Origin of the sequence: Neobacillus niacini (genome assembly GCF_023715415.1) — a bacterium.
Lineage (GTDB): Bacteria > Bacillota > Bacilli > Bacillales > Cytobacillaceae > Neobacillus > Neobacillus niacini_C.
In genome coordinates this window covers 14,586-27,903 of record NZ_JAMBOB010000022.1, presented here as the reverse complement: position 1 = coordinate 27,903, position 13,318 = coordinate 14,586, and the positions used below count along the sequence as shown (strand labels likewise).

At 39.7% G+C, this 13,318-nt stretch carries 10 protein-coding genes; 3 read left to right on the top strand and 7 right to left on the bottom strand.

Annotation, left to right across the window (positions count from 1 at the left end; all coding sequences use genetic code 11):
• Positions 1–348: 348 nt before the first annotated feature.
• From M3189_RS26045 to M3189_RS26035, 3 genes are all read left to right on the top strand, one after another.
• The gene (locus M3189_RS26045) at positions 349–1,575 is read left to right on the top strand and encodes an ATP-binding protein (RefSeq protein WP_251639628.1); all 1,227 of its coding nucleotides are present in this window, start codon (positions 349–351) and stop codon (positions 1,573–1,575) included.
• 6 nt (positions 1,576–1,581) lie between these two features.
• A complete protein-coding gene (locus M3189_RS26040; RefSeq protein WP_251639626.1) occupies positions 1,582–2,463 on the top strand; it encodes a response regulator in 882 nt (293 codons plus the stop codon).
• 187 nt (positions 2,464–2,650) lie between these two features.
• Positions 2,651–3,922 (top strand): cation:dicarboxylate symporter family transporter, encoded by a 1,272-nt coding sequence (locus M3189_RS26035; protein WP_251639624.1) that lies wholly within the window; start codon positions 2,651–2,653, stop codon positions 3,920–3,922.
• A 57-nt stretch (positions 3,923–3,979) separates the two neighbouring features.
• On the opposite strand, the gene gnd is transcribed toward M3189_RS26035, so the two are convergent.
• From gnd to M3189_RS26000, 7 genes are all read right to left on the bottom strand, one after another.
• Positions 3,980–5,383 carry a decarboxylating NADP(+)-dependent phosphogluconate dehydrogenase gene (gene gnd, locus M3189_RS26030; RefSeq protein WP_251639622.1) on the bottom strand — a complete coding sequence of 468 codons (1,404 nt, stop codon included), beginning with the start codon at positions 5,381–5,383 and terminating at the stop codon, positions 3,980–3,982.
• Positions 5,384–5,458: 75 nt separating this feature from the next.
• Entirely contained in the window at positions 5,459–6,805 is a 1,347-nt protein-coding gene (locus M3189_RS26025; RefSeq protein ID WP_251639620.1) for a GntP family permease, read from the bottom strand.
• Between the two features lie 22 nt (positions 6,806–6,827).
• A complete protein-coding gene (gene gntK / locus M3189_RS26020) occupies positions 6,828–8,369 on the bottom strand; it encodes a gluconokinase (protein ID WP_251639618.1) in 1,542 nt (513 codons plus the stop codon).
• Complete coding sequence (locus M3189_RS26015) at positions 8,362–9,099, bottom strand: GntR family transcriptional regulator (protein WP_251639616.1); 738 nt, start codon at positions 9,097–9,099, stop codon at positions 8,362–8,364. The genes gntK and M3189_RS26015 overlap by 8 nt, the downstream gene beginning before the upstream one ends.
• 216 nt (positions 9,100–9,315) lie before the next feature.
• Positions 9,316–10,899, bottom strand: a complete 1,584-nt coding sequence (locus M3189_RS26010) for an acetolactate synthase large subunit (RefSeq protein WP_251639614.1) — start codon at positions 10,897–10,899, stop codon at positions 9,316–9,318.
• A 148-nt stretch (positions 10,900–11,047) separates the two neighbouring features.
• Positions 11,048–11,587: a hypothetical protein gene (locus M3189_RS26005; protein WP_251639612.1), complete on the bottom strand. Its 540-nt coding sequence runs from the start codon at positions 11,585–11,587 to the stop codon at positions 11,048–11,050.
• Between the two features lie 159 nt (positions 11,588–11,746).
• Positions 11,747–13,186, bottom strand: coding sequence for a L,D-transpeptidase family protein (locus M3189_RS26000; RefSeq protein WP_251639605.1), 1,440 nt, complete (start codon positions 13,184–13,186; stop codon positions 11,747–11,749).
• Positions 13,187–13,318 lie beyond the last annotated feature (132 nt).

Here is a 13,318-nt window from a genome sequence, read left to right as displayed (position 1 = left end):
CCGTAGATTGTTTGGTTTGGCGATTGAACAATACTACGATAGACATACTTTTTTATTTTTATTCATTTTTAGGGATAAGGAATTTTCCAAAGAGCCATCGCGGAGCGATTTCGTTCTTCTCCTGGTCATTTCTATGGCCATAGTTACCCGGAACGTGTCTCCTTGTAACAAGTAACCAATTAAAAAAAGACCATCAGAACCGTCCCCACGGTCCACCCACGGTCCCATTCCCCTTGTCTAGCCTCTCTTTTTTGTCTAAAATACTTATTGTGTTCAATTAATCTAGAGGAGTCCTCAATGTTTTCTTCCTATTCTTTTTTTAAGTTGTTTTTTACTAAGTCTAGATGGATGTCTTTACTTCTTACGGCTCTTTTAACGGCCCTCGCTAGTGAAATCAAAGTGACTCCGTTCAATGGAGAGGCGTTTCGTTTCGGGTTAGGGAGTATTACTTTTTTTCTCATTATACTTATACATCCTCCAGCTTCCTTGGTTCGAACGGGGTTTTTCACTGGTTTGTTTGTCGTTTGCTTTCGGAGTCTAGCAGATATCATGGTCCAGCCTGATTTTATCTTGGCAAGCATCAGGCAAAATCTGCCGGCCTTTCTGTTTTACTTCCTATTTGCGCTGGGGCTTAGCATCTTTCAAATAGAGAAATACAAAACGTTTCCGCTTCTTCTTGGCTCGATTGCTGCAGGAATGGAAATTATCGGAAACGGAGCTGAGCATATCATGCGCACTCTGTTCCTAGACCATGCAGATTTAGGCTTTCGGGACTGGGCATTATTAATTGCAGTAGCCTTACTGCGGAGTTACTTTGTTGTGGGGATATACAGCTCCATCACGGTTTCGGAACAAAAAAAGCGAATGCAGGAAATGCTCGAAGTGGGTTCGGGATTATATTCAGAGACTCTCTATTTACAGAAACTACTGAATCATATTGAACAAATTACGGCATCCAGCCATGAATTATATCGAAAATTAAAGAAAAGCAATCAGCCTGAATTGAGTGTACAAGCCTTGCTCATCGCACAAGAAATACATGAAGTGAAAAAAGATTCACAACGGATTCTTTCGGGTCTGACTAAAATAACCATCGAAAAAGGGAACGATGAACTTTTTCTTTCTGATGTTTTAGGATTCGTGGTTTCAGCGAATGAAAAATATAGTGCCATGCTAGGGAAGAAAATTACGATAAATTTAAAAATGACCATTGATTTTATTACTCACCAACATATCCAACTGCTCGCTTTATTAAATAATCTGACTGCTAATGGTGTTGAAGCCATCGCAGAAAAGGGAAAAATTGATATTGAAATAAAGGAAGAATTGGAGTTCATTTTATTCATCATAAAAGATTCTGGTAATGGAATTCCAGAGAAGGATTTATCCATCATCTTTGAACCGGGCTATACCACTAAATTCAATGACCATGGAGTTGCGGCAACAGGCATTGGTCTTTCACATGTCCATGAAATTGTACATACGCTTCAAGGGAAAATTGACGTAGAATCACAGACGAATGAAGGTACGACCTTTCGGGTTTTGCTGCCTGCTGAAAACATTAGAAAGAGGTAAAGGACCATGCGCTATTTTATTGTAGACGATGATTCAGCAAGCCGTAGAATGCTGGAGAAAATCATTTTAGAGGGCAATCTTGGAGTTGTAGTTGGCGAAGCAGGGTCTGGGGTTGAATCACTTTCATCTATCCTTTCCATCCATCCAGATGTTGTTTTAATCGACTTTTTAATGCCAAAACTAGACGGAATCGAAACCATTGAAAGTCTCAAGCAGCAAGGGTTTCAAGGACAATTCATCATGATTTCTCAAGTTGTTAACAAGGAGATGGTGGGGGAAGCCTATGAAAAGGGGATTGAGTTCTTTATTCATAAACCCATCAATCGGTTAGAAGTCCAAAGCATTCTGAAAAAAACAGCAGAGCAAGCTCGCCTTAAACAATCATTAATGACCATCCGTGAATCACTGGCATACGTCGGTGCAGAGGGGATGGCGCCAAAACAACGGAGTGTAAAAGAAATTGTCCACTCTATTTTAAATGAAATGGGAATTATCGGCGAAGCAGGTAGTGAGGATATGGTATTGATCATGGAATTTCTAATGAATCGGAAGGATTCCGCTGCATTATTGCCCCCTCTAAAAGAATTATACGAAAACATTTGCAGTTCCAAAAAGGATGTTAAAAAAGAGACGAAATCAATCGAACAACGTATCCGCAGAGCCATTTTGGCAGCACTTAACAACTTAGCTTCGTTAGGAAACTTTGATTATACCAACCCAAAATTTGAATATTATGCCCCCCGGTATTTCGATTTTCAGGAAATAAGGGTGCGGATGAAAGAAGTAGATTCAACTAATCATTCTGCATCGAAAGTAAAAGTTAACATAAAAAAGTTCCTTCAAGTCTTATACCTTGATACGGTCGAAAAATTTAATCAACCTTCATAAAAGAATCCCTTTCCCTTGCTCTACATAAGAGAAGGGATTTTTTTTATAAGATTAAAATTAGATTACGAATCTTTTCAGTCATGTCGGATTCTGTAGGATTCAATAGGTTACCCGTATTATTACAATACATTTTATAATTTACAGAATTCAATGAAGCGCTTTCATAAAAATATGGGGAGGTTGTTTGATGAAAAAGATCAAGTTTGGTTTAGCTTATCAAATTCTTGTTGGTTTGGTTTTGGGGATTATCGTTGGGGCTATTTTTTATGGAAACCCTGCCGTTAGTACCTATTTACAGCCAATCGGGGATATCTTTATCCGTTTGATAAAAATGATTGTCGTTCCTATCGTTATTTCTACCCTTATCATTGGGGTTGCAGGAACCGGGGATATGAAAAAGTTAGGAAAACTCGGTGGGAAAACCATTCTTTATTTTGAAATTGTTACAACCATCGCAATTCTTGTAGGATTATTTGCGGCGAATATATTCAAGCCTGGAGTAGGCGTGGACATGTCTAAACTGGCAAAAGGTGATATTCAAAAGTATGTGGATGCAACAAGTGAAGCAACTAGTCATAGTTTTGCCGATACCTTTGTCAACATTATTCCAAGTAATATCATTGATGCTTTAGCAAGAGGGGACATGCTTGCCATCATTTTCTTTGCCGTTATGTTTGGTTTAGGAATTGCGGCCATCGGTGAAAAAGGAAAACCGGTTCTGGCGTTCTTCCAAGGTACAGCAGACGCCATGTTTTGGGTAACCAATCAGATTATGAAATTTGCTCCATTTGGTGTTTTTGCCTTAATCGGGGTTACCGTTTCAAAATTTGGTGTAGAGTCTCTCATTCCACTTGGTAAATTAGTGATTAGTGTTTATGGAACCATGATTTTCTTTATTATTGTTATTTTAGGTGGTATTGCGAAGTTATGTGGAGCTAGTTTACTACATCTTGTAAAGATACTAAAAGACGAACTGATTTTGGCATATTCTACAGCTAGTTCAGAAACCGTTCTGCCAAAAGTGATGGAAAAAATGGAGAAATACGGTTGTCCAAAAGACGTTGTTTCGTTTGTCGTTCCTACAGGTTATTCCTTTAACCTAGATGGTTCAACGCTCTATCAAGCACTAGCCGCCATCTTTATTGCTCAAATGTACGGAATCGATTTAAGTATTTCACAACAACTTTCTTTAATGTTAGTGTTAATGGTAACATCTAAAGGGATTGCTGGAGTACCAGGTGTTTCCTTCGTTGTGCTATTGGCTACATTAGGAACAGTAGGTATTCCACTAGAAGGACTAGCGTTTATCGCAGGAATCGATAGAATCCTAGATATGGCGCGTACCGTCGTAAACGTAATCGGAAACTCATTAGCAGCCATCGTCATGTCTAAATGGGAAGGTAGATTTGATTCTAAAAAAGGGAAGGAATACGTCAATTCCATTCAGAAAGCTGCATAAAATGCCGAGGGGAAGGTTCTCCTGGTCCAAAAGACCAGGAGAACCTTCCCCTTAGTTTTAATTCCAATTTGTGTGAAAGATGCCAGTTAGATCATTGCGTTCATACGTATGTGCACCAAAATAGTCACGTTGTGCCTGTAAAAGGTTCGCATTAGAGATGCCTTTTCGATAACTATCAAAATAGGTAAGGGAAGCACTTAAACATGGGAACGAAATACCAGAATTGATCCCTTCACATACCACTTTTCGCAAGCCCATTTGGTAATCAATAACCTTTTCAGCAAAATATGGAGAGATTAATAGATTAGCCAGATTTGGTTCTGCTTGATAAGCTTCACTGATTACGTTTAGAAATTCTGCGCGAATGATGCAGCCGCCACGGAAAATCAGCGCAATATCCTTCAACGGTAATTCCCAGCCGAAAAGCTCGGAAGTCATTTTATATTGGGTGAATCCTTGTGCGTAGGCACAAACTTTCCCCATATATAATGCCTGTCTAATGTAGTCAATCCACTCATTTTTATCCAATTGTGGCTGTTCGTATTTAGGGCCTGTTAGAATCGATTGGGCATGCACCCGTTCCTCTTTTAAAGCAGAGATGTATCTGGCAAATAATGACTCTGTAATAATCGATGCAGGGATGCCGTTATCGATGGCTTGTATACTGGTCCATTTACCAGTGCCCTTTTGGCCAGCTTTGTCCAAAATCACATCAATAAGCGGTAAGCCAGTTACTTCATCCTTTTTCCGCAAAATCTCTGCCGTAATCTCAATTAAGTAACTTTTCAATTCCCCTTGATTCCAGGTTTCAAAGATGTCGGAAATTTCATGAACGGATAATTGCAGCCTTTCTCTTAAAAAAGTATAGGCTTCTGCAATTAATTGCATATCTGCATACTCAATTCCGTTATGGACCATTTTTACAAAGTGACCGGCACCTTTTGGACCCATATAAGCACAGCAAGGGGCATTGTCCACTTGGGCTGCTATTTTTGTAAGAATAGGGGCTGCTTTCTCATAAACGTCTGAATCACCACCTGGCATGATAGATGGTCCTTCTAATGCCCCGACCTCGCCGCCAGAAATTCCGATTCCTAAATAACCAATTCCTCTAGCCTTTAACTCATCGTATCTACGTTCACTATCTTCGAAATGGGAGTTACCGCCATCCATGATCACGTCGCCTTCTTGAAGATGTGGTACTAATGATCCTATCACTGAATCAATCGCCTTGCCCGCCGTAACCATTACAAAAACTTTTCTCGGAATCTCTAACGAATGTACAAAATCCTGAATTTCGTAGTAAGGAGTAATACTCTGTCCATCAAGTTTTTCAACAAGTCGATCCGTTAAATCTCTCGTGTAATTATAAACGGCTACTTGTTCCCCTTTATTAGCCATATTTAAAGCAATATTACTACCCATTACTCCTAAACCAATAACACCAATTGAATTTAACATTTACTTCTACTCCCTTTATGTAAGATGAATAGGCAGTAAAACCCCTTATCTCGTGGTTTTACTGCCCTGAAAGTTTTAAACAAATAAGCTTAGTAATAAGATAAATCCTAAACCAGCTACAGAAATAATCGTTTCAAGTAACGTCCATGTTGCAAATGTTTCTTTCATGCTTAAACCAAAGTATTCTTTAAACATCCAGAAACCCGCATCGTTTACGTGGGAAAGAATGACACTTCCAGCACCTGTTGCAAGAACGACCAGTGCAAGATTAACATCCGATTGACCTAACATTGGAATCACTAAACCAGCTGTTGTTAATGCCGCTACTGTCGCAGATCCTAATGCAATACGTAAAATGGCAGCAATCACCCATGCGAGGATAATCGGTGATATAGCAGTCCCTTTGAATAATTCTGCTACATAGTCACCAACACCGCCGTTGATTAATACTTGCTTGAAGGCTCCGCCCCCACCGATGATTAATAACATCATACCAATGTGTAGAATGGCTTGTGTACAAGACTCCATGACATCCTTCATTGGAATCTTTCTTGCGATACCCATTGAATAAACAGCAAATAATAGCGAGATCAACATGGCCGTACCAGCTTCACCGATAAATCGAATGACTTCTAGTACAGAGTTATCTTCAAAGCCCAATGTTTTTTGCATCAAGGTAATAATCGTTGCAAGTGACATTAAAATAACAGGAAGTAAAGCCGTAAATACACTGATACCGAATTTAGGTGTATCTTCAAGTTTAAATGTTTTTAGTTCACCTAATGAAGCAATGCTGCCCATTTTTGTAAATGATTCAGGGACAAGTTTTTTCGCAATCTTTGTAAAAACTGGCCCAGCTAAGATAACTGTAGGGACAGCAACAATGAAACCATAAAGTAATACTTCCCCAATGTCGGCACCAAGTTCACCGGCAATCGTCGTTGGTCCTGGATGCGGCGGCAAGAAACCGTGTGTGACAGATAATGCTGCTGTCATGGAAATACCAAGTGACAAGATAGAAACTTTTAATTCTCGTGAAATTGCAAAAACAATTGGAATCAATAATACTAAACCTACTTCAAAAAATAACGCGATACCGATAATGAATGAGGCAACTACTACTGCCCATTGTGTATTTTTTTCACCGAATTTTTTCACAAGCGTCATCGCAATTCGCTGCGCACCGCCTGAATCAGCGATTAACTTTCCAAGCATGGCTCCAAGTCCAAAGATTAACCCTATATGTCCAAGTGTTCCGCCTAATCCGGCTTCGATGGTTTTAACCACTTCTTCTAATGGCATTCCAAGGGCTAACGCAACCCCAAACGATACGATGATTAACGAAATAAAGGTGTTTAATTTTAAGCCCATGATCAATATAAGTAAGGCGATAATTCCTAACGCTACAATTACTAATGGCATTTTAAGTTCCCCCGTGCTTTTTCTAGTTGTGTTTTGTAAGCTTTCTTTGATAATTAGCTATTCGTGAATAGTCTTCCTCTAATACTCTTGATAAATGAATAAAGATTGGCAGCAATTGCCTGTATTCTTTTGAAGCAGCTTCTTCTGGTGTATGTGTAAAGGTGCTGCCAACCATTTCAGAAACGACTTCAAATGAATCGATTTTTCCGGTTGCGTAGAGTCCTAAAATACAAGCACCCAGGCATGAACTTTCATAGCTTTCGGGAACGACGACTTCCGATTCGAATATATCGGACATCATTTGCCGCCAAACCTCCGACCTTGCGAAGCCCCCCGTTGCTTGGATTCGGGTAACAGGACCTTCCATGCATTCGGTTAATGCTAGAAAAACAGTGTATAAATTGTAAATAACACCTTCAAGGGCTGCTCGAATCATATGCTCCTTCTTATGTGACAATGTTAAACCGAAAAATGATCCGCGCACATCAGGATTCCATAATGGCGCCCGTTCACCTGCGAGGTAGGGATGGAATAGCAATCCATCTGATCCTGGTCGTACGCGTTCGGCAATCTTGGTTAATACTTCATATGGATCAATTCCTAATCTTTTCGCCGTTTCTACTTCAGAAGAGGCAAATTCATCCCGAATCCAGCGAAGGACCATTCCACCATTGTTTACCGGACCGCCAATGACCCAATGCTTTTCGGTTAGGGCATAGCAGAATATTCTACCCTTGTCATCCGTCTGCGGCTTGTCAATAATTGTTCGAATCGCACCGCTTGTCCCAATGGTGACGGCAATCTCGCCTTTTCCAATCGCATTGACACCCAGATTGGATAGGACTCCATCACTCGCACCAATGACAAAAGGAGTTTGTGGATCGATACCAATTTGTTTGGCGATGTCAGGGTCACAGTTCCGGAAAACTTGCGTTGTTGGAACGAGCTCAGATAATTGATCACGCGTTACACCGGCAATGTTTAATGCTTCTTCATCCCAATCCAAGTTTTGGAGATTCATCATGCCCATGCATGATGCGAGGGAATGATCGACAACATATTGGTCGAAAAACTTTTTAAAAATAAATTCTTTAATTCCGATATATTTTTTCGCTTTAACAGCGATTTCAGGACGGTCATTGACAATCCACGCCAGTTTCGTTAAAGGCGACATGGGGTGAATGGGCGTTCCCGTACGCTTATAGATTTCGTGTCCATTCAACTCATCTTTTATTTTATGTGCCCAAGCTTCACTGCGATTATCCGCCCAAGTGATACAAGGCGTCAGAGGCTGGTCGTTTTTGTCCATGGCAATGACACTATGCATGGCGCTGCTAAATGAAATAAAAGATGGTTTTTTATCAGAATGATATTTTGTAATATTTGTAATCGCTTGTAAAACAGCTTGATATATCTCATTCGGATCTTGTTCGGCTGTAGACATATCTGGTGTGTAAAGTGGATACCCATGATTCTCTACCTGAATGACTTTGCCTTTTTCCGTAAAAAGTACGGCTTTGGTACTTGTTGTACCGATATCTACACCTAACATGTAGTTAGTCATTTTTTTGCACAGCTCCTTTAGCCAGCATTTGTTGTGAAATCCATAGGTCATCTACTGTTCCTTGAACTTGAACATCATCAAAGTTTAGATGTAAAGATTCAAGCATGAGGTCTCGATTCTTAGATTCTATCGCTTCTATATAAATCTCATGATTTCTTATAACTCTTGTAAAGTCCTCAAACTCTTCTTTTATACGTAAACGCATCGATAATAGAATTAAGCATTCCATAACAGGCTTTAAATTATTCCAAATCATCAGCATGTGCGCATGGTTAATAGAACGAATAATCGTTTCATGAAATAAGACGTCCTGCAGGGCAAATTCGTCCGCATCCCGATACTTTATCGCAACTTTCATCATTTCTAGTATTTTACTAAGTTCTCGTGATAGTTGAACCGTATCCATCTTGATAATACGTTCAAACACAAATGTTTCAATTAGAAGCCGGACATCATAAATCTCTTGTATTTCTTTTTCTGTTAAACCAATAACAATTGCACCCATTCTTTCTAATCGGATGAGATTTTCAGCTGCTAGGATTTTTAATGATTCACGAATAGGTGATCTGCTCACCGCAAAATCTGCAGCTAGTTTATTTTCCGATAGGATGGAGCCGCTTTCAATCGTACCAGAAATGATACGCATTCTAAGTTCGCATGCTACACGTTCACCAGCAGAAGCTTTTGAAAGGCTCTTTTCGGGATATAAAAATTCCTTTGAATCTATCATAAGTTCACCTCTTATTATAATACAAGAATACTTGTATACAAGTATTATAATACGATTTTTAAAATATGCAAGCGCTTTTATTGGTTTTTGATAGATTCTTGTCAGTAGATGTCGAAGTTTGTTAGTGCGAGGCCCTTTATGTAACAATGCTGAATGCCGAGAGAACTGTTCTTCTGGTTTCTAATCCAAAAGACCAGGAGAACAGTCCCCGGGGTTTTACTGGATAATGTCAATCATTGTAAGTTCATTAGACTGATTTAATGCAACCTTCAATATTTGTTCAAACTCGTTTAATTGAGTGGGTCTGACTGCTGTTATTCCGAAGCTTTCAGCTAGCTGCACAAAGTCAGGGTTTCTAAAGTCTGTACCGAAGCTATGATTAAATTTTTCTTGCATCATTTGTTCTTCTAGTTTTAGCGCAGAGTTATTTAAAACAATAATGATAAAGGATAACCCCAATCGTTTCGCAGTTTCTAATTCGGAAATATTCATTAATGCCCCGCCATCCCCGGTAATACTTATAACTGGTGCATCCGGACAGGCTAATTTTGCCCCAATGGCACCAGGCAAGGCAATCCCCATTGAGGCTAATCCATTGGAGATAATGAGTCCACCGGCTTGTTTTGGCTGATAGGTACGAGCAATGGATACCTTGTGGGCACCCACATCTGAAATGACAATGGTCTCTTCCGTTGTATATTTTTCGACAAGTGTCAGGATATTTTCTATCGATAAGGATTGATTTCCTTTTACATCTAAATTTAGTTGATAGGCATCCTCTATTTTTTCTTTTAGATTTCCAATCGGAACCCATGGTTTAGAAGATAAATCCATAGTATTTAGTGCTTGGAGTGTCTCATGTAAATCACCGACCAATTCCCCTTTAATTGGGTAATGCTCGTCCATTTCAGCTGGCAGTGGGTCAATATGTAAAATAGGGCGCCTCTTTTTATTCCAGTCCTTGGGTAATTTTTCAACCAAATCAAAACCAACGACGATTAATAAATCTGCTTCCTCGATAATCGGTAAGGCTACATCATCTTTGTTAAAACCAAAGGAAAAGTAATTCAGTGGATGGTTTTTAGGTAAAATTCCTTTGGCCATAAAACTATGAATCACAGGTGAACTTAGATTCTCGACAAATGTGAGTAACTCTTTCACTGCATCTTGCCGTATAACACCGTTTCCTAATATAACAACTGGTTTTTGGCTCTGATCAATTAACGAACGAGCATCTTCAATAGCTTGTGAAACTGGTATACTTTTAGGAATAGGTGTGATGGGTAATGGCTGGGTTGGAATCATTTGAGACGCTAAGTTCTCGGGTAATTCAATTAAAACAGCACCCGGCTTTTCCATTTGTGCGACTCTAAATGCCTTACGGATGATGGTTGATAGTGTTTGTGAATCCTTAATTTGAACACTCCACTTGGTAGCGGGTTCAACTATTTTAACGATATCTAAATATTGGTGGGATTCTTGGTGCTGCCGTTCAAGTCCAGCTTGTCCAGTAATCGCTACAACCGGAGAATGGTCGAGATTTGCACTTGCTATTCCGGTCAGGAGATTAGTTGCTCCAGGTCCAATAGTCGCTAAGCAAACACCAGCTTTCTTTGCTAATCTACCGTAAACGTCCGCCATAAAAGCGGCCCCTTGTTCATGACGGACATTAACAAACTGAATTTGTTTGGACCTAGACAATGAATCCATCAAATCAAGAGTTTCCTTCCCCATAATGCCAAAAATATACTCAACACCCTCATTTTCCAAGCACTGAACCAATAAATCTGTTGCTTTCATAAGAAGCCCCTCTCTACCTGCATTTTTCCTATCTTTCCCATTTGTGCAGTAAAAATGTGTCCGTGGGTGTCCGTGGGGACGGTTCTTACGGTCATTAATGGGTATTACTGACTTAGTAGATTGTCTTACTGCTTAGAAAAAAAGACCATCAGAACCGTCCCCATGGTCCACCCACGATCCATACTGAACAATATACAAGTGAAAAGAAGTAAATGATGAGGATATTCCATGCGCTAAATTCGATTAAGAATGGTCCTAGGACAGGGAATTGAAGGAGGTAGAGTAGGAGGCAGATTCCTATACATAGAAATAAGCTTGAAAAGGTAATTACCTTCCAGACCTTGTTAAAAAGGATTAATCCTAACCCTATTCCAATGGCCATTGCTCCAGTTGTAAATGGAAAGACAATAAGCTCTGAAGGCTGAATGAGCAGTAATAGAAAGATGGTAAGAATATAGCTCAATATCCCATAGGAAGGGGAAATCAACACGCTTATGATGATGGGGGCAGAGGAAAAGGGACTCATGAGCATACCTACTCCAGGGATGATTCCGCCTGCGCTCTGCAATATAGCGGCGATTAAACTCATTAACGCAGAAGCAACCAGTTTATAGGTGAGACTTCTCTGATTTCTTATTTTTGTAATGAAGGGTAAGTTGTTTTCTTTACTATCCCTGTTCCAAAACATAGAAGTAATCACCCTTTTTTTTAGAAGTAAGAATTTAAAGTTCTTCTATAAAGGTATTCTCAAACTTTAGCCTGTAGAATGAAGAATGAGAGAACCACCGCTTAGCCCCTTTTCACAAAAAAAGATCAGGAAATCATTCGATTCCCTGATCTTTATTTTCTAATAAACTACAACTGGATCGTAGACATTGAGATTATCATAGACGGCTTTCATCACACTAGGAGATACGTTTACGCATCCACCGGACCCTTGGGTAAGATAGGCGTTGCCGTTCCAGTTTGTACGCCATCCAGCATCGTGAAATCCTTGTCCGCTGTTTGTAAAGGGCGCCCAATAATCGACATCAACGGAATAATCAGCTTTGCCGACGGCACTGCCCTTAAGTGTGTACGGTGTTCGTTTGAAGAGAATGTACCATACTCCTTTGGATGTATCTTCACCAGTACTATGCTTTCCGGTAACCACATTTGTGGTTAGGACCAATTGACCATTCTTGTAAATCCAAATCCGCTGTTCGGCAATGGATACTTCCGCATAATTACCGCCAATACCATTGTTTGTTGTCGTTTCATAGCCATAGCCCTCATTGCTCCAGCCATTTCCGTGAATATTTGAAGCAGAAAGGGATTTTTCTCCTTTTTCAAAGGCTACTTGAACCAGCGCTGTTTCCTTTTCGACATCAAGCGCCCACCCATAACCTTCTCCCTTAACGGATATTTCGGAACCTGAATGGGTCTTAAAGGTGAAATTTTTACCTAACGTCGATTGTGCATTATTAATTTCAGCTATTTTACTTTTCAAATCGCTTGGGTCGATTGTGATGTTCAAATCTTTTGTCACAGTAGCATTCTTAATCAAATCGCTGCCCTTTAAAGAATGAACTTTATCCTGTACCTGATAGTCCACCGTATGCTGAAGAAGTGCTTCCAGCTTTTTCTTTTCGTTCTTAATAGCTGTACTTTCCTCTGTTAACGGCTGTAAAAGTGCAGGTTTTAAATGGATTTCACTCGAAAAATTCTGACTTTGGAAGTCCTTCAGCAGACTTTCTATATCATATTGCTCTCCGCTACTGCCTTTGGTAACCAAAATTTCGCCTTGCACAAGCTTAACTTGAGCATCTGTAGGTGCTTTTAAATTCTGATTCATGGAGATGAGTTTTTGTTCCAGTTCCGCTTTCAACTCGACACTGCGATAGGTGTCTTGCTTGCTTGGTGTTAACGTATACTCTTTCGTCTCGAATTTAGGGAAAAATGCCCACTGACTTTTAAGCAGTGTTTTCACTTCAGGCAGGTCATTTTCTGCGAATCCCAATTTCGTATCTTTTCCATCTATCAGTTGTTGTTCACCAACATAAACAACGTTACTTAAAACAGTGGTTTCTAATCTTTCCAGCGCCTTCTCCGCGGTCAGACCACCAACTTCAATGCCATTAATCTTGGCCTTTGGATTAAAGTGAGTTGCCTGGTAAAAGCTCATTGCACCACAAATAAGTGCTATAACTAGGATGACACCTGCTGTAATGAACTTCCAATTCTTAAACCTTTTAAATGAATTTCCTGTTTTGATTTCTACCCTTGTTTCTTGTATCGCATTTTCCATGTAAATCCCCCCGCTTACCATTAAACACAGCATTCGAAGTCCAGCAACAGTAATTTGATGTTCATCAATGCTTTTTAATTCCTTTATAAAATACTACTCCTATTATACTAGATTGAATAGTAAAATCTTTGT